General features: G+C 70.8%; 17 protein-coding genes. 8 read left to right on the forward strand and 9 right to left on the reverse strand.

Going from position 1 to position 17,414, the window contains the following annotated elements:
• Positions 1–11: 11 nt before the first annotated feature.
• The 3 genes from AB0M30_RS43765 to AB0M30_RS43775 all read left to right on the forward strand — a co-directional run bounded on the left by AB0M30_RS43765 (position 12) and on the right by AB0M30_RS43775 (position 1,942).
• Positions 12–965 carry a cysteine synthase family protein gene (locus AB0M30_RS43765; RefSeq protein ID WP_364597426.1) on the forward strand — a complete coding sequence of 318 codons (954 nt, stop codon included), beginning with the start codon at positions 12–14 and terminating at the stop codon, positions 963–965.
• A 94-nt stretch (positions 966–1,059) separates the two neighbouring features.
• Positions 1,060–1,422: a helix-turn-helix domain-containing protein gene (locus AB0M30_RS43770; protein WP_364597429.1), complete on the forward strand. Its 363-nt coding sequence runs from the start codon at positions 1,060–1,062 to the stop codon at positions 1,420–1,422.
• A 73-nt stretch (positions 1,423–1,495) separates the two neighbouring features.
• On the forward strand, positions 1,496–1,942 hold the full coding sequence (locus AB0M30_RS43775; RefSeq protein WP_364597432.1) for a hypothetical protein: 447 nt from the start codon (positions 1,496–1,498) through the stop codon (positions 1,940–1,942).
• Positions 1,943–1,968: 26 nt separating this feature from the next.
• On the opposite strand, the gene AB0M30_RS43780 is transcribed toward AB0M30_RS43775, so the two are convergent.
• Positions 1,969–2,358 (reverse strand): helix-turn-helix domain-containing protein, encoded by a 390-nt coding sequence (locus AB0M30_RS43780; RefSeq protein ID WP_364597435.1) that lies wholly within the window; start codon positions 2,356–2,358, stop codon positions 1,969–1,971.
• Positions 2,359–2,507: 149 nt separating this feature from the next.
• Here AB0M30_RS43780 and AB0M30_RS43785 point away from each other — a divergent pair, with 149 nt between their 5' ends.
• On the forward strand, positions 2,508–3,611 hold the full coding sequence (locus AB0M30_RS43785; RefSeq protein ID WP_364597438.1) for a sensor histidine kinase: 1,104 nt from the start codon (positions 2,508–2,510) through the stop codon (positions 3,609–3,611).
• Positions 3,608–4,279 (forward strand): response regulator transcription factor, encoded by a 672-nt coding sequence (locus AB0M30_RS43790; protein ID WP_364597441.1) that lies wholly within the window; start codon positions 3,608–3,610, stop codon positions 4,277–4,279. The genes AB0M30_RS43785 and AB0M30_RS43790 overlap by 4 nt, the downstream gene beginning before the upstream one ends.
• Positions 4,280–4,643: 364 nt before the next feature.
• On the opposite strand, the gene AB0M30_RS43795 is transcribed toward AB0M30_RS43790, so the two are convergent.
• The 4 genes from AB0M30_RS43795 to AB0M30_RS43810 form a co-directional block, all read right to left on the reverse strand.
• Positions 4,644–5,030: a MarR family transcriptional regulator gene (locus AB0M30_RS43795; RefSeq protein WP_364597445.1), complete on the reverse strand. Its 387-nt coding sequence runs from the start codon at positions 5,028–5,030 to the stop codon at positions 4,644–4,646.
• 79 nt (positions 5,031–5,109) lie between these two features.
• Positions 5,110–6,744: a tannase/feruloyl esterase family alpha/beta hydrolase gene (locus AB0M30_RS43800; protein WP_364597448.1), complete on the reverse strand. Its 1,635-nt coding sequence runs from the start codon at positions 6,742–6,744 to the stop codon at positions 5,110–5,112.
• Positions 6,745–6,828: 84 nt separating this feature from the next.
• On the reverse strand, positions 6,829–8,703 hold the full coding sequence (locus AB0M30_RS43805) for a GAF domain-containing protein (protein ID WP_364597451.1): 1,875 nt from the start codon (positions 8,701–8,703) through the stop codon (positions 6,829–6,831).
• Positions 8,704–8,795: 92 nt separating this feature from the next.
• The gene (locus AB0M30_RS43810) at positions 8,796–9,710 is read right to left on the reverse strand and encodes a 3-hydroxyacyl-CoA dehydrogenase family protein (protein WP_364597454.1); all 915 of its coding nucleotides are present in this window, start codon (positions 9,708–9,710) and stop codon (positions 8,796–8,798) included.
• A 294-nt stretch (positions 9,711–10,004) separates the two neighbouring features.
• On the opposite strand from AB0M30_RS43810, the gene AB0M30_RS43815 reads away from it, so the two are divergent.
• From AB0M30_RS43815 to AB0M30_RS43825, 3 genes are all read left to right on the forward strand, one after another.
• Positions 10,005–11,012: a hypothetical protein gene (locus AB0M30_RS43815; protein ID WP_364597457.1), complete on the forward strand. Its 1,008-nt coding sequence runs from the start codon at positions 10,005–10,007 to the stop codon at positions 11,010–11,012.
• A 76-nt stretch (positions 11,013–11,088) separates the two neighbouring features.
• Entirely contained in the window at positions 11,089–11,853 is a 765-nt protein-coding gene (locus tag AB0M30_RS43820) for a CoA transferase subunit A (RefSeq protein WP_364597461.1), read from the forward strand.
• Entirely contained in the window at positions 11,853–12,536 is a 684-nt protein-coding gene (locus AB0M30_RS43825; RefSeq protein ID WP_364597464.1) for a CoA transferase subunit B, read from the forward strand. The genes AB0M30_RS43820 and AB0M30_RS43825 overlap by 1 nt, the downstream gene beginning before the upstream one ends.
• A 44-nt stretch (positions 12,537–12,580) precedes the next feature.
• On the opposite strand, the gene AB0M30_RS43830 is transcribed toward AB0M30_RS43825, so the two are convergent.
• Genes AB0M30_RS43830 through AB0M30_RS43845 form a run of 4 tightly spaced genes read right to left on the reverse strand, consistent with a single transcriptional unit; the run spans position 12,581 to position 17,402 of the window.
• Entirely contained in the window at positions 12,581–14,542 is a 1,962-nt protein-coding gene (locus AB0M30_RS43830; protein ID WP_364597467.1) for a glycoside hydrolase family 32 protein, read from the reverse strand.
• Positions 14,543–14,558: 16 nt separating this feature from the next.
• Positions 14,559–15,512, reverse strand: a complete 954-nt coding sequence (locus AB0M30_RS43835) for a glycosyl hydrolase family 32 (protein WP_364597470.1) — start codon at positions 15,510–15,512, stop codon at positions 14,559–14,561.
• Between the two features lie 27 nt (positions 15,513–15,539).
• Positions 15,540–16,445: a carbohydrate ABC transporter permease gene (locus AB0M30_RS43840; RefSeq protein ID WP_364597473.1), complete on the reverse strand. Its 906-nt coding sequence runs from the start codon at positions 16,443–16,445 to the stop codon at positions 15,540–15,542.
• Positions 16,446–16,448: 3 nt separating this feature from the next.
• Positions 16,449–17,402 (reverse strand): sugar ABC transporter permease, encoded by a 954-nt coding sequence (locus AB0M30_RS43845; RefSeq protein WP_364597476.1) that lies wholly within the window; start codon positions 17,400–17,402, stop codon positions 16,449–16,451.
• Positions 17,403–17,414 lie beyond the last annotated feature (12 nt).

Genomic DNA, 17,414 nt, shown 5'->3' on the forward strand with positions numbered 1-17,414 from the left:
ACGGAGGCGTTGTGACACCCAGGATCCCGCGGCCACCGGCCGATTCGTTCGCCGACCTGATCGGCGGCACCCCGCTCGTGCGGCTCGACTTCGGCCCGGAGGCGGTGGCCACCAGCTACGCCAAGCTGGAGTCGGTCAACCCGCTGGCCAGCGTCAAGGACCGCACGGCCCTGTCCATGATCGAAGGCGCCGAACGGCGCGGTGAGCTGCGCCGCGGCACCAGCACGGTCGTGGAAGCGTCCTCCGGCAACACCGGGATCGCGCTGGCCGCCCTCTGCGCGGTGCGGGGCTACGCGTGCGTGATCGTGCTGCCGGACGACGTGACCGCCGAACGGGTCCACGTGCTGCGCTCGTTCGGGGCGGAGGTCGTGCTCTCCCCGTACCGGGACGGGTACGCGGCCGCCGTCGCACTGGCCGAGAAGATCCACCGCGACCAGCCCGATTCCTGGTACGTCTGCCAGCACGAGAACGCGGACAACGTCCGGGCGCACTACACGACCACCGGGCCGGAGATCTGGGCCGACCTGGACGGGAAGATCGACCTCCTCGTGTGCGGCTACGGCACGGGCGGCACGCTCACCGGCTGCGCGCACTACCTCAAGGAACAGAACCCCGGCATCCGGGTGGTGGCGGTCGAACCCGACCGGTCCCCCTTGCTGAGCAAGGGCGTCGGCGGCCTCCACGGCATCCCGGGTCTCAACGGCGGCTTCCTGACCTCGACGACCGACGCCGGCTGCATCGACGAGGTGCTGACCGTCTCCGACGAGGACGCCCGGTCCGCGGCCCGGCTCCTCGCCCGCACCGCGGGCCTGCTGGTCGGTATCTCCTCCGGCGCGGCTGCACACGCCTGCCGGATTCTCGCCACCCGTCCCGCGCACACCGGCAAGACCGTGGTGACCGTGTTCCCGGACACGGGAGAGCGCTATCTCTCCGCGCTCGCCCCGGAAGGGCCGGCGCCCGGCTGAGATCGGCCACTCTCCGCCGGAAAGTTGCGGCCCTTGCGGGTAACCACACCCCGGCTCCTAGGTTGAGGGGCAACGCGAGGGGTGAGGAGAACCGATGACGAGTGTTCGCGAGACAGGACGGCATACCCGGCACGACGTCTACGAAGCCCAGTGTCCGTGCCGGGCCATGCTCGATCTCCTGGCCAGCAAGTGGTCCGCGTTGGCCATCGGCGCACTCGAAGACGGTCCCCTGCGCTTCGGCGAGCTTCTCCGGCGGCTGGACGGCGTCAGCCCCAAAGTCCTCACGCGAACGCTGCGACGGCTGGAGGAGTGCGGGATCTTGCGGCGGGTCGTCTACCCGTCGGTCCCCCTGCACGTGGAGTACTCGCTGACCGAACTGGGAGAAAGCGCTGCCGTCCCGCTCGCGGCGGTGCGGAGCTGGGTCGAGCGGAACATCGACCGGAGTCCGCTGGCTTAGGGCGTGAACCGGTCCGCGACGTATGATCGCGGTGAGGGCGGGACTCCAGCCCCGACGTGCGGGAGGGGGCCGGATGTTCGGTCGGAAGCAGAAGCGCAACGATCTGAACGACCTGATGGCGCAGCTCAGGCCCGACCTGAGCCGGGAATCGCTCGGCGTCGGGCCCGGCTTCCCGGGCGTCGCCCCGAACCCGCTCCTGAGCGGTGACGCGCGGAAGCGCACCGCGGAACTGCGTACCGGGGCGCTGGCGCTCGGCGTTCTCGTCGACTGGCGGGAGGTCAACGGCAATCCGCGCGTGGTCCTGATGTTCGACGTGGAGACCGCCGACGGCAGCTCGTTCCGCGGTATCGCGGACGAAGACCTCACGATCACCGAGCTCACCCGGCTCGCCCCGGGACAGACGTTGCCCGTGCGCTACCGGCCGGCCGTCATGGACCACTACGTCGCCCTGGCCCGGGACGCGGACCCCGCCCGTGTGCAGCAGCTGTCCGACGAAATCGCGAGCCGCAAGCAGACCTGACCCGAAGCCGTCGGCCGCGGGATCCATCACCTCGCCGACGGCAGCGGGCCGGCCTCATCGATGGTCCGGTGAACCCAGCTTCTCATGTGCCGGAGCAATCCGGCCGTTCCCCCGCCGAGTTCGGTCAGCGAGTACTCGACCCGCAGCGGCACATCGGGGTAGACCACCCGGTCCACGAGCCCGAGGTGCTCGAGCCGGCGCAACGTCCGGGTCAGCACCTTCGCACTCACGCCCCGCAGTTCGCGCTGGAGCTTCCCGAAGCGGGTGGGCCCCTCGTCGAGGATCCCCACCACCCGTGCGGACCACTTGTTGGCGAACAGATCCGCGAAGATGCGCCGATAATGCTCGCACTCCACCTCCGCGACCGCGAAATCAGCAGCTTTACAGGTTTTGCTCATCGATTCTCCCCCGAACACGTCGGTGCTGATCAGATCCCCGTCATTCCGACACTAAGAAAAATCCGGCGATCAGGCGTCGGCCGGAATGGGTATTCGGACCTACCCCGCTGGTGGTAACCCGGCCGCCGCACCCGAGGCGAAGCCGCCGGTTCGACTACCGTGACACCGTGCGTGCCCTTTCTTCCGCGCCCCGGCTGGACGTTCTCGTCACGGCGGCCCTCGTGGCACTGACCGTCGCCAACGTGGCGGCGCGCCCGGACGCAAGCTGGATGCTCTACGTCGCCGGGATCCTGACGGTCGCTCCCCTCGCCCTGCGGCAGGTCGCTCCCGTCGTCGTCATGACGGTGATCGCTTGTGCGGTGACCGGGTACTCCGTGCTGGAGTCGGCGGAACTGCCCAACGCGGGCTTGGGCCTGTTGATCGCGATGTTCACCGTGGGCACGATGCGCTCCACCGAGGTCGCCGGGCTGATGTGGGTGCTTTCGGTGGCCTGCTTCGTCCCCACGTTCCTGAACCCGCGCAGCGACTTCACGCTGGCCAAGCTGCTCGAAACCGCGCTGATCCTGTTCGGGGCCTGGGCACTCGGCGAAAGCACCAAGCGCTGGGCGCGGCGGGTGCAGCTCGAGGCCGAGAGGGGCCGCCGCGCGGCGGCCGACGAACGCGTCCGGATCGCCCGGGAGCTCCACGACGTCGTCGCGCACCACATGTCCGTCATCTCCCTCCAGGCCGGGTTGGCGTCCTACGTGTTCGACAGCGACCCGCGGACCGCACGCACCGCCGTCGCCACCATCGACGGAACCAGCCGGGAAGCGCTGCGGGAAATGCGGCGACTCCTGGACGTCCTCCGGCTGGACGACGACGGGGAAATCGACCTGTCGCCGCAACCCGGGATCGAAGAGGTGCCGGGCCTGGTCGAGCGGGTCCGGGCCACCGGCCTGACCGTCGAACTGGTGATGACGGGCCGGCCGAGGCCCGTGTCGCCCGGCGTCGCGATCTCCGCCTACCGGATCGCCCAGGAATCCCTGACCAACGTCCTGAAGCACGCCGGCGCCGCGGCGGCGCGGGTGGAGATCACCTACCTCAGCCGATGCCTCGAAGTCAGGATCACCGACGACGGAGCCGGCGCCCGGACCGCGGGTGGGCCTTCGTCCTACGGCATCCACGGCATGCGCGAGCGCACGGACCTCTACGGCGGAACGTTCGAGGCCGGCCCGCTCCCCGACGGCGGCTTCGCGGTCGTGGCCCGCCTGCCGATCGAGGAGGTGGCATGACGATCCGGGTCATGATCGCCGACGACCAGCCGCTGGTTCGCGCCGGACTGGCCGGGCTCCTGCGGGCCGCCCCGGGAATCGACGTGGTGGCCGAGGCGGCGAACGGCGTCGAGGCGGTCGCCTCGGCCACGGCCACCCGGCCGGACGTGGTGCTCATGGACGTGCGCATGCCGGAACTCGACGGGATCTCCGCGACGCGGCGGATCTTGGGCCAGGACCCGGGGTGGCACCCCCGCATCATCATCCTGACCACCTTCGACATCTCGGAGTACGTGTACACCTCCCTCCGCGAGGGCGCGGCCGGCTTCCTGCTCAAGGACACTCCGGCCGACCGGATCATCGCCGCGATCCACGCGGTCGCGGCCGGCGATGTGCTGCTGTCGCCGCGGATCACCCGGCGGCTGATCGAAAGTTTCGCGCGGCACCACCGGACGCCGGCTTCCGGAGGTGCCGGCCTGGACGCGCTGACCGGCCGGGAGACGGAGGTGCTGCACCTCGTCGGGCACGGGCTGAGCAACACCGAGATCGCGCAACGGCTCACCCTCAGCGCGGAGACCGTGAAGACGCACGTCAAGAGGATCTTGGGCAAGCTGGAGCTGAACAGCCGCGCGCAGGCCGTGGTGGCCGCGTACGAATCCGGGCTGGTCGTACCGTCCTCGGCGGAGTGAACATCCTGGTCATGCTGCGCAGCATGCCGCCGCGACGGCGCGGAACCAATTCCCTCGCGGGTAAAGGCCGGGCTGCCGCTCAGCCGGGGGTGATCCTCCGGTCCAGCTTCCGGAAGGCAGCGAACAGGAAGCACGCGGTCGTCGCGGTCAGGAGCACGCGGACCACGCGAGCTGGGTGACCGGCACGAAGTAGAGCGTGGGTCCGGTGCGGGAGAAGAACTCGTTCAGCCTGGCGAACTGGGACGGGCTGTCGTGGACCCAGTTCGGCGAGAAAACCACCGCCTAGTAGAGGTTGCCGAACAGCCAGTAGGCCATCCCGATCAGGGCCACCAGTGTCAGGCGCCGCTGCCGCGAAGTCTTCATCTCACTCCCGTGTGGACGGACGGTCGGTCAGCTTCGCGAGCATCTCGTGGAACAGGCGCCGCTCGACCGGCGTGAGCGGGGCGAAGAACTCGTCGGTGGCGCTCCGGCTGACCTTGTCGGCGGTCTTGATCCGCTGCCGCCCGGCGGGAAGCAGGTTCACCTCGACCGCGCGGCGATCGGTGGGGTGCGGCATCCGCCGCACCAAGGCCATCTTCTCGAGCTCGTTGATCAGCGACACCTTGACCGGCTTGAAGACACCGAGGTGCTCGCCGAGCCGCGACTGCACCATGAGCCCGTCCTGCAGCAGGACGAGCACGCCGAGGTGCTGGGCTTTGAGGCCGACCGAGCGCAGGGCCCGGCTGTAGTGTTCGGCGCCGCTCGCGGCCACCCACGCCAGCAGGAACCCGGTCCATCGGCGTAGCCGGACGGGCGGCGCCCAGAGGCAGCGGTTCAGCGGCAGTGCGTCGCTAGGCCCCGCAGATGAAGTTGCCCGCGACACCCGGATTTCCACCGGTGTACCGCGGCCAGGTGGGGTACCGGCACAGCGGCCGGGTGCGGTGGCCGTGGTCCGGGCCGACGTCGGTGACGACCGGGTTCGCCGGGGCCGTGCCGCGCTCGGTCCAGTTCTCCAAAGCGGACAACGAATCCCACCCGGCGGCGAAGGCCGCACCGACGTTGACGTGGTTGGCGCCCGGCACGACGTAGAAGCGGGCGAACCGATCGGCGATCTGACGGCCGACCGTCTGCTGGACGCGCTCGAAGTACTGGGCGGTGGAGCGGGGGCTGACCAGCTCGTCGGCCGCTCCGTGCAGGATCAGCAGCTTCCCGCCGGCGCGGGCGAAGGGCCGGAGGTCGGGGTCGTTGACGTCCTGCAGGGCCGAGAGTGCGCTGATCCGCGGCGTCCACTTCCCCGGACGGCGGGGGTCGAGGGTGCGGGAGTCGTACGCCGGATCGCGGGTGACCAGGTAGCGGACCCACTGGTCCCAGAACTGCGGCCCGTAGCCGGCCGTGGCCGGCATGGGCGATGCGGGAGCCTGGGTCCCCATGCCCAGCAGCGCGGTCGTCATGGTGGCGCCGGAAAGGAACGGGAAGCCCGGGTAGCCGCGTTCTCCGCTGCGCAGGCGGTAGTTCCACGTCAGCGGCGCGGAAAGCTTCTCGACGGCGTCGATCTGCGCGTCGGACAGACACGTGTCGCCCGTGTCCGCGCCCGCGGCACAGCGCAGCGTCTCCGGGTCGAAGTGGCAGCCGTCCGGATCGGACACGACGCCGTCGGCGAGTCCGTCGCCGCCGTCACAGGCGGCGATGACACCGCGGTGGAGCAGACTTTGCTTCGCGGGGCCGGGAAACGCGCCGGGTTGGGCGAGGATCCGGGTTTCGTAGCCGAAGAACAGGTCGAGACTGGCCGCGTTCCAGGCGGGGTAGGCGGAAATGACGCCGTCGAAGTCGGCCGGCCAGCGCTGGGCGACGGCGAGGGCTTCCCTTCCCCCGCTGGAGCCGCCGGCGAAGAAGCTGTGGCGGGGGCTCGCGCCGTCGTAGTACCGCCCGATGAGGTAGCGGGCCGCGTCGCGGGTCTTCTTCAGGGCGTCGCCGGCGAAGTTGCGGACGGCTTCGTCGTTGCGGCCGAACGATCCGTCGAGGGTCGTGCTGGGCGGGAAGCCGGGCGTGGCCTGGTGGCCGGAATCGCCGGCGAAGGTGGCGTAGCCGCGGGCGAGCGGGCCGGGCCGGTCGTCGGGTCCGAAGGGGACGTTCGCCGCGACGTTCGGGATGGTGCCGTCGTAACCGCCTCCGCCGAACATCAGGGCGTTGTGGTTCCACTTGCCGGGCAACGCGATCTGCATCCTGATCGACGGCGCCGCCGGGTCGACGGGCTTGATGGCGGCCTCGGCGAGGCAGTACCTCCCGGTGGTCGTCGTGGCCTCGACCAGCCGGGTCGCGGTGACCTGGCCGCCGGAGGTGCGCAGGCCGATCGTGGCGGCGGGAATCCGGACGCCGTCGAGATCGGCGCACCGCGTGCCTTCGGTCCGGGCCCGCGCCGGCGGTGCGGCGGCGATCGCGGCCAGCAGCGGAATCGCCAGAACGGCGGTGCGGATAGCTTTTCTCATGGGCCCTCCATCGATGGGGGGCCTCAGGTTAGGCAGCACGACGTCGTGACCGCGATGTGCCACCGGCACACCGAAAGGCCGCCGCTATGTGCCGCTGACGCTGTGCAGCCGCAAGGCGACCTGGATCTCCAGCAGCCGGTCGGCGTCGCGCCAGCCGGCACCGAGCAGGCGGCCGACCCGCGCGAGGCGCTGGGACACGGTGTTGTGGTGCAGGTGCAGGATCTGCGCGGTGCTGCGGGCGTTCTGGTTGGTCTGGCAGAAGACTTCGAGGGTGCGCACCAGATCGGCGTGGTGCTCGCGGTCGTAGACCAGGACCGGTCCGAGCGTCGCCGTGACGAAGCCGGCGACGTCGGGGCGGCCGTTGAACAACGTGCCGACGAACCCGAGGTCGCCCGCCGTCGCGGTCTCGCCGTGGCGGCCGAGGGCGAGCAACGCCCGCATGCACTTCGCCGCTTCGTCGTGCGCCGTGCCCACGGCCGTGGGGTGCGACACGCAGGCGGACCCGGCGGTGACGCGGTTGCGGGTGGCGCGCGACAGCTCCCGTGCGGCGGCCTCCGCCACCGCGCGCGCGTCCTCCCCGGGAGCGAGCAGGACGACGGTGTCGTGGTGGTGGGTGGCCAGGCCGCGGAACCGGCGGGCCAGCGCGGCCAGGGCCGGGTACGTCCGCTCCCGCGCCGCCCCGTCCAGGTGGGCCACCACCAGCACCCGGCAGGCGTCGAGGTCGACGCCGAGGATCGCGGCGCGATGCCGGAGCAGGTCGTAGTCCTGGGGCTTCCCGCCGAGCAGCTCCCCGAGCAGTTCGCCGCGCACCCGCGCCTCGGCTTCGGCCATCCGCCGCCGCGTGACCAGCACCAGGGCCGCGACCAGGGCGGCGCGTTCCAGGATGCGCCGGTCGGTCTCGCTGATGGTCGTCGTACCGAGGTGGACGAGCATGCCGAGCGGCTCGGATTCGGTGATCATCGGCACCACGCACAGGCGGTCCCGGACCAGGGTGTGGCCGGACCGGCGCGCCTCGATCCCGGCCTCGGCCAAGTCCGGCGGCGGTTCGTCCCCGGCCCCGCCCGCGGTGGCCACGGTCGCGCCGTGCTCGTCGACGACCAGGACGTGTCCCGGCACGACCGCCGCGGTGGCGTGCACGACCTCCTCGACCCCCTTGCCCTGGATCACCAGCTTGCTCAGCCGTTCGTGCACCTCGGCGGTGCGTTCGAGGTCGCCGACGTGGGAGCCGATGGTGGCGTTGGCGACGCGCAGGTCTTCGACGGCGGTTTGCGCGGCGGTCAGCAGGCGTGAGCTCTCGATCGCCACGGCGGCGTGGTTGGCGAGCATGCTCAGCGCGGTGATGTCACGGCTGCTGAACGAGCGGACGGCGCGGTGGGCGGCCAGCAGGACCCCGATGACCTCCTGCTTGAGCTTGACCGGGACCCCCAGCAGGGACTCGATCCCCTCGGCCGTGACGGTCCGGTCGATCGGCCCGGTGTGGGTGATGGTGGCGTCCCGGGCGTAGGACTCGAGGCTGTAGGGCTCCCCCGTCCGGGCGACCATGCCACCGAGCCCGGCGCCGGTCGGCAGGCGCAGGCCGACCAGCAAGCCGGAGATGTTCCCGGCCGCAGCGCGGATGTAGCAATCGCCCCGGCCGTGGTCGCTCAGGCTGATGTAGGCCAGGTCGCACTCGACCAGCCGGCGGGCGCGGTCGGCGATGGCCTGCAGGATCGAGTCGAGGTCGCGCAGCGAGGCCAGGTCGGTGGCGGTGTCGTTGAGCAGCTGCAGCTCGGCTTCGTTGCGCCGGTGCCGGATGAGGGTTTCCCGCAGCCGCAGCGCGATCGCCCGGTCCCGTTCGACCTCGGCGAGTGCTTCCGGGGACACGCCGCGGGTGCGTGCCTCGGCCACGGCGGCGTCGAACGCCTCGAGGTCCGCGTCGTCGATCAGCAGGTGCAGCATCAACCGCCGTTGCGCCGGCATCGTCTCTCCTCACCGCTACGGCACGGCCGGGCAGATCCGCCGTCGACCGGCGCACCGTGATCAGTGTGACCCGCGCCGCGCGGCCCGGCCACTCAGGCCGGGCCGGACAGGTTGTGGCGGATGCCGGCCTCCAGGCGGGCGGCCACCTCCTCCGCGCGGCCGGCGCGCCAGTCGAACAGTCCTCGCCCGCCGGGGCGGCCCGTGCGCTCCTGGGCCAGCAGCCGGTCGAGCACGGGGAACTCGTGCGTTTCGGTGGACAGGGTGGGGGCGAGGCTGCCGAGGATCGCCCGGGTCAGGTCCAGGCCGATGTAGTCGGCGTTCTCCATCGGCCCGACCGCGGTCCACCGCAACCCGACGCTGGCGCGGACGACGGTGTCGATCGTTCCGGGTTCGCAGACGCCTTCGGCGAGCAGGTGCAGGGCCTCCCGGACCAGCGCGAACTGCAGGCGGTTGCCGATGAACCCGGGGACGTCGCGGTGCAGCCGGACCGTCGTCTTGCCCAGCTCCGTGAGCAAGCCGTGCGCGTGGTCGACGAAGTCCGGGCCGGTTTCCGCGCCGGGGGCGATCTCCACCAGCGGGATCAGGTACGGCGGGTTCCACCAGTGCACGCCGACCAGCCGCCGGGGATGCAGCATCGCCCGGGCGACCTCGCTGATCGACAGCACCGAGGTGTTCGTCCACACCGGAGTGTCCGGCGCCAGGTGCGGCTCCAGCGACGCGAGCACGTCGTGCTTGACGGCCAGCCGCTCCGAGACCGCCTCGATGACGACGTCGGCCTGCTTCGCCAGCTCGGCCAGTGAATCGACCGCGGAGACCCGGTCACCGATCGCCTCCACCCGAGCCCCGGGTGTGGCGGTGCGGCGCACCGCGCTGCCGACGCGTTCGCCGAGGCCGGCCAGCGTCGCCGGGTCGTTGTCGAAGACGCCGGCGCGGTGGCCCGCCTGGGCGAGGGCGACGGCGATGCCGTGGCCCATCAATCCGCCGCCGATGATGCCGAAACGGGTCACTGGTGCATTCCTCCGGGACGAGAGCGTGAAAGGCACGCTACGAAACGGGGCCTTTCCCGGCAATGTGAACCGCTCACACCGCCGAAGCGCACGATGTGTCCGGCTGTCACAAAGCCGGTGGGACCTCAACGGCACACGGGTCTCCGCTGAATGGTGTGCTGCTCGCACATAGCCCTCGAGGGGGGTGCGCTACCTACAGTGTTGACACCTCGGACCACGGATTTTGACGTACCGGGTCCGCGAAAAGCGCAATTCCACGTTCCCCGCTCGTGCTGTCGTTTCAAGGAGGCAACGATGCCTGCTCGTCCTCGCTCATCGTCCGCGGCGCGGACCGGCCCGGGCCGCCGGGCCCGCCTGCCGGCCGCCGGTTCCGCCGTACTGGCCACTGTGGTCGCCACCGCCGTCGCCGTGACCACGGGCGCGGCCGGTGCCGCTCCCACCGCCACCCACGACCCGGTCATCATGGTCCCGGGCATGACCGGCACGCCGTCCAACATGGACGCGATGAAGTCGAACCTGCAGTCGAACGGGTGGGCGGCGAACCGGCTGTTCACCTGGACCGACAGCAGCAGCATGACGCAGGACCTGGCGAAGGCCGCCCAGGAACTCGGCACCGAGGTCGACCAGGTGCGCGCCCAGACCGGCGCGTCGAAGGTCGTGCTCGCGACCTGGTCGGCGTCCACCCTGGCGGCCCGCTACTACATCAAGAACCTCGGCGGCGCGGACAAGGTCTCGCAGTACATCGGCTACGCCGGCCCCCAGCACGGCACCACGAACAACGGCTGCCAGTTCTACGTCTCCTGCCAGCAGTTCGGCGACGCCGGCTCGCCCTTCCTGAAGGCGCTCAACTCCGGCACCGAAGTGCCCGGCCACCCACCGATCGCCTACCTGACGATCCGGTCGGTCAACGACACCAACGCCGCCCCCTACGACACCGCGAAACTCGCGGGCGCCGACGAGAACTTCCTGCTCTCCGGCGCGGCGGCGCCGACGCACTTCACCATCATCTCCGACAACACCGCCCTGGCCGAGATGCGCTCGTTCATCATCGCGCACGAGAACCCGACCACCGGCACGCCGACGACCGGGACCACCCCGCCCACCAGCACGACCCCGCCGGCCGGGGCTTGCTTCACCGCGTCCAATTACGCCCACGTCCTCGCCGGACGAGCGCACGACACCTACGGCTACGCCCTGGCCAACGGCTCCAACCAGAACCTCGGCCTCGACGTCTACTACGGCAGCACCAAGCTGCGCCGGACCGGCGGCAACTACTACGTCCTCGACAACACCTGCCCGTAACCACCACCGAGACCGCGGCCCGGGGCGCTCGAACGCGAGCGAGCGTCCCGGGCCGCCACCAGGAGCGGCCCCTTCCATGGACAAAGTGATCCCGACCGCCACGCTGGCCGTGGCCGACATCCCCGACGGCGCCTCCCTGGCGGTCGGCGGCTTCGGGTTGTGCGGCATCCCCCAAACCCTCATCCGGGCCGTGCACGACACCGGCACCAGCGGCCTGCGCCTGGTGTCCAACAACTGCGGCACCGACGGACGCGGCCTCGGCATCCTGCTCGAGGCGCGCCGGGCCGCCCGCGTCACCGCCTCCTACGTGGGCGAGAACAAGGAGTTCGCCCGCCAGTACCTGGCGGGCGAGCTCGAGGTGGAGCTGATCCCGCAGGGCACCCTCGCCGGGCGCTTGCGTGCCGGCGGGGCCGGCATCCCGGCGTTCTACACCCCCGCCGGCGTCGGCACGCAGATCGCCGAAGGGGGCCTGCCCTGGCGCTACGCCGCCGACGGCACGGTCGCGCTCGCGTCCCCGCCGCGGGAGACCCGCACCTTCGCCGGCCGCGAGTACGTCCTCGAACACGCCATCACCTGCGACTTCGCCCTGGTGCACGCCGCCCGCGGCGACCGGCACGGCAACCTCGTCTTCCGCCGTTCGGCCGCCAACTTCAACCCCCTGGCCGCCACCGCCGGGCGGATCACCATCGCCGAGGTCGAAGAGCTCGTCGAGCCCGGCGTCCTCGACCCCGGCCAGGTGCACCTGCCGGGCATCTACGTCCAGCGGGTCGTCGAGCTGACCCCCGAGCAGGCCGCGGACAAGCCCATCGAACGCCTCACCATCGAAAGGACCATCGGCTGATGCCGTGGACTCGTGACCAGATGGCCGCACGGGCCGCCGCCGAACTCACCGACGGCAGCTACGTCAACCTCGGCATCGGCCTGCCGACCCTCGTTCCCGACCACGTCCCGCCCGGGGTCCGGGTCGTGCTCCACTCCGAGAACGGGATCCTGGGCACCGGCCCCTACCCGCGCGTCGACCAGCTCGATCCCGACCTCGTCAACGCCGGCAAGGAAACCGTCACCACCCTGGCCGGCGCCGCCTTCTTCGACTCCGCCGCCTCCTTCGGCATGATCCGCGGCGGCCACATCGACACCGCCGTCCTCGGCGCCATGCAGGTCTCCGCCCACGGCGACCTCGCCAACTGGACCGTCCCCGGCAAGATGATCAAGGGCATGGGCGGCGCGATGGACCTCGTCCACGGCGCCCGCCACGTCATCGCCCTCACCGAGCACACCACCCGCGACGGCCGGCCCAAGATCGTCACCGAGTGCACGCTCCCGCTGACCGGCCGCCGCTGCATCAGCCGCATCATCACCGACCTCGGCGTCCTCGACGTCACGCCCGACGGACTCCGGCTGGTCGAAACGGCTCCCGGCGTCAGCCTGTCCGCGGTCCGGGACGCCACCGGCGCCCCGGTCGCCGTGCCCACCGGCACGCTCACCGGCGGCGACCGCTCCACGACCGGACGGGACAATCCGTGACCATCCGGCTGAAGTGGCCCCATCCGGCAGCCTCGGCCGGATGCTCAGTCGCTGAGCAGCAGCTGGTCGGCCATGAGGTGCCCCCACGCGCCGGTCGCCTGGTCGACGACCTGCACCCGGGCGCTCTGCCCCTGCAGGGCGCCGACGTCCCAGTCGATCGGTTTGAGCACACCGGTGTCGTCTCCGGTGGCCGTGCGCACGACCTGGCCGTTGACGATCAGGTCGATCGACGTCTGACCGGGCGATCCGGCCGGGTGGTGGCCGCCGGCGAGGAGGAAGTGCAGGTGAGCGCGGTCGAGGGTGAACGCCGGTGAGGTGATCGTGCCGGTGGCCGGGTCGCCGCCGCCGACGAAGGTGTCCAGGACCGCGTTGCCGACCATGCCGGGCAGGTACTCGGACGACGGGCCGGTGCCGGTGAAGCTGCCGGCCGTGGTCCAGCCGGGGTCGTAGGAGCCGCCTTCGAACCCGGAGACCACGTGTGCCGGGCGCTGGGACAGGTCGGGGAATTCGGTGATGGTCGTGTTCGCGAAGGTGGCGCTGCCGCCGGTGGCGTAGAGGTTTACGCCGGTGTCGGCGGGGTCGGCGAACACTTCGCTGGAGTGCACGTACCGGCCGTCGTCGACGAACACCTCGATGGTGGTCCGGTCGACCAGGATCCGCAGGTGCGCGCTGGTCTTCGCCGGGTTCCAGGGTGCGTGGCTCTCCCCGCGCGTCCCGGTGGTGTCGGGTTGGCCGGTCTGGCGCCGGTTGAGGTAGCTGTAGTCGTGGTAGATCCCGGCGTCCGCGTGCCGGGTCCCGTCGGCCGACGCCCGCAGCTGCAGCCCGATGTTCTCCAGCTCGGTCCAGCTGACGTCGGTGTCGAGCTGGTAGGCCGTTCCGTGGTAGGCCAGCGGCACCAGGCCGTCGTCGACCTGGATGGTGCCGAGGTTCGTCACCGAGCTCGCGTGGGAGGCCAGCGCCGGTGCCGGCTGCGAGGCGAGGGCGTAGCCGTCCGCGTAGTGCTTCAGCGTGATCTGCCGGACGATCGAGTCGGTGCCGTTGAAGCCGTCGGCGTCCCGGGTCGGCGTGGTGTCCGCGTAGGCCCAGTTGTTCATCCAGGCCATGCCGAACCGCCGGTCCGCCGGCGCCGCGGGATCTTCCCAGGTGACGCCGGCGTACCAGTCGAAGCCGTGGTCGAGCCACTGCGGGGTGGCGGCGTCGGCGGTGAACCCGGTGCCGTCGAAGGCCCCGGTCCAGTAGGCGTAGGTGCCCGGGATCCCGCCGGCGCTGACGCCCAGCACCCAGTGCGTGGTGCCGTCGTCGGCGCGGATCGGGTACAGGTCCGGGCATTCGAGGGTGCCGTAGGTGCTGACGAAGTCCGACCGCCACGTCCAGGTCTTCAGGTCCGGTGAGGTGAAGAACCCGATCCGGTCGCCTTCGGTGATCGCCGCGACCCACCGGCCGCGGGCGGCGTCCCAGCTCACCTTGGGGTCCCGGAAGTCGCGGCGGCCGCCGTTCGGGATCACCGGGGTGTCGCCGTACGGCCGGAACGTCCGGCCGCCGTCGATCGAGTACCACAGGAACTGCGCCTGCGGCCCGGACGCGTTGACCGGGTGATCCATCTGCGTCACCAGCTGGACCACCGCGCCGGCGCCGAAGCCGGCCGTGTTCGCGGTGTCGACGACCGTGGAACCCGACCACAGGTCGTAGTTCGCGTTGGTCTTCTTCGGTGCGGCGATGCCTTGGTCGGCGAAGGCCACGCCGTCGGTGGTGGTCGCCAGCCGCCAGGCGGTGCCGACTTCGGCCGGGTAGTCGGCGTTGTAGAGGTAGTAGTAGTTGAACTTGCCGTTGACGTACACCGGCCGCTGGGGGTCGTTCTTCCAGTGGTCGGGCACCGTGAAGTGGTACTGCGCGCGGTAAGTGGGCGCTGCCGGAGCAGCGGCTGCGCCGGCCACGCCCACCACCGCCGTCGCCGCCACGAGGGCGGCGGCGGACAGCAGGCGGATGCGGCTCGTCGTTGAGCGCATGGGGACCTCCGGGAAGTCAGGAATCGAGAACGCTGAGACGTTTGCCGTCCCACGCCACCGGCATGGGATCGCTGATGGCGCCGATGAAGCCGTGTTCGCCGCGGTGGTGGAACGCGAGCAGCACCCAGCGGCCGTCGGACCGGCGGCGGACGAGACGGCCGCTGTAGAAGCGGTCGTCGGTGACGGGTTCGGCGGCCGCGATGTCGAACGGCCCGAGCGGTCCACCGGCGGGCGCGGCCCAGATCCCGCCGGTCGTGCCGGTCGCCCGGCGGTCGGGCGAGGCGTGCTCGGCCAAGCACGAAAAGAGCAGGACCGGCCGGCCGTCCACGACCTCGGCCTGCAGGACCTCCAGCTGCCCGAACCCCCGTGACCCGGGGCCGGTCAGCGGGGGCCGCAGGTCCCAGTGCCGCAGGTCCGCGGAGACGGCGTGGCCGACGACGCCGCGTTCGAACGGCTCGCCGGTGGCGGCGCGGGCGGTGATGAGCATGTGCCAGCCGTCGCCGCCGGGGTCGGCGAACACCCACGGGTCGCGGAACGCCTCGTCGTGCCAGGCGGCGTCCAGGGTCTCGTACCAGCGGGGGTCGGCGGCCAGGACCGGGTTCCCGGAAGACCGTCGCCACGTCACGAGATCCGGCGAGGTGGCGTAGCCGATCCGCTGGACGTTCTTGCCGGCGGGAGCGCGGGTCGCCCCGGTGTAGAACAGGAACCACGTGCCGTCCGGGTGCCGCACCACCGAACCGGTCCACGTCGCCAGGTCGTCGAACGCCGGGGCGTCCGCGCGGACCAGCGCGTCCTCGATCCGGGTCCAGTGCACCAGGTCGGCCGAGACGGCGTGGCCGATCGAGGCGCGGTAGTGGCGGGCTTCGGGATCGTGCAGGGCGCGGGAGGCGTAGAGGAAGAACAGGTGGTGGCGGTCGCCGTCGTCGGCGAACCAGAAGTCCCAGACCCAGGAGTCGGGCAGCGAAAACATGCGAGCCTTTCGAGAAGGGGGCGAGGGTCATTCCTTGACGCCGCTGGCCGCGACGCTGCTGACGAACGCACGCTGGAAGGCGAGGAAGACCACGAGCACCGGGAGCGTGATCATCGACGTGTAGGCCATGACCTCGCCCCAGGCGGTGTTGTCCTGGAAGAAGTACTGCATGCCGACCATGACCGGCCGCAGCTTTTCGTCCTGGACGACCATGCTGGGCCACAGGTACTGGTTCCAGGCCGGCAGGAACGTCAGGATGGCGACGGTGGCGAACGCCGGCCCCGACAGCGGCACGGCGATCTTGCGGTAGATGGTGAACCAGCCCGCGCCGTCGATCCGGGCCGCCTCGTCGAGGGCGGTGGGGATGGTCGAGAAGTACTGGGTGAACAGGAAGATCGAGAAGCCGTTGGCGATGAACGGGATGATCTGCACCTGGTAGGTGTCCAGCCACCCGAAGTCGTACACGATCTGTCCATTTTGGAACAGCAGGGTCGGCAGCCGCGAAACCCAGTAGACCATCGGCACCGCGATCGTCTCGAACGGCACGATCAGCGTGGCGATGATGACGCTGAGCACCACCCCGCGGCCGGTCCAGCGCAGCCGGGAGATCGCGAACCCGGCCATCGAGTTCACCACCAGCCCCGCCCCCACGATCACCACCGTGACCAGGACCGAGTTGAGCAGGAACCGCCCGACCGGCACCCGGTCGAACACCGCGGAATAGTTGTCGAAGCCGATGTCACCCAGCGGCAGGAACGCCCGCCACCCGCCGACGTCGGACAGGATCTGGCCGTCGGGTTTCAGGCTGGAGACGACCATGAACACGAGCGGGAACAGGAAGAAGACGGCGAGTCCGACGAGGACCAGGTAGGTCCAGACGCGCCGGCGGCGGCGCAGCGCGCGCTCGTTGTCGCGTCCCTTGTGGATGGTCATGGGTCAGTCCTTGTCCCGGGTCAGGAAGCGCTGGACCAGCGCGACGATGAGCACCAGCACGAAGAACACCAGCGACAGGGCCGAGCCGTAGCCGATCTGCTGCTGGTGGTAGCCCATCCGGACCGCGTGGTAGACCAGCGTCGAGGTGGCGTCCACCGGGCCGCCCTGGGTCATCACGTCGATCTGCACGAACAGCCCGAGCGCGGCGATGGTGATCGTGATCAGCACGAACACCCGGGTCGGGCGCAGGCACGGCCAGGTCACGTTGCGGAACTGCTGCCAGGTGCCCGCGCCGTCGATCCGCGCGGCCTCGTACAGCTCCTGCGGGATGGTCTGCAGGCCGGACAGCCAGATCAGCATGTGGAAGCCGACCGCCTGCCAGATGGACAGCACGATGATCGCGGTCAGCGCGGTGCTGGGATTGTTCAGCCACGCGGTGCCCTGCCAGGCGCCGAAGGTGATGGAGTCGATGAAGGAGTTGATCAGCCCGTCGGGCTGGTACATGAACTTCCACAGGATCGACACCACGACGATCGAGGTCACCACCGGGATGAAGAAGATGACCCGGAACGCCACCGCGCCGCGGATCTTCCGGTTCACCAGGATGGCCAGCAACAGCCCGAACCCGGCCTGCACCGGCACGACCACCGCGGCGAAGCAGAACGTGTTCACCAGCGAGCGGAGGAACGTCGGATCGGCGGTGAAGGCCCGGACGAAGTTGTCGAGGCCGGTGAAAGTGGTCGGTTCGGGCGAGACGAGCCGGGCGTTGGTGAACGACAGGACGAACCCGAGCAGCACCGGGACGATCAGGAACGCCAGCAGCAACACCACCGCCGGGGCGGCCATGGCCCAGCCGGCCCGGCGCGCGGAGCGTCGTTCGTGGTGGATTTTCCTTCGGGACACGGGTTTCGGGGTCGCGCTCGCGGCGCGGGTGTCCGGCGAGATGGTCGCCGTCATGGAGGTGCCTTC

It is taken from the genome of Amycolatopsis sp. NPDC051716 (assembly GCF_040681595.1).
Taxonomy (GTDB): domain Bacteria; phylum Actinomycetota; class Actinomycetes; order Mycobacteriales; family Pseudonocardiaceae; genus Amycolatopsis.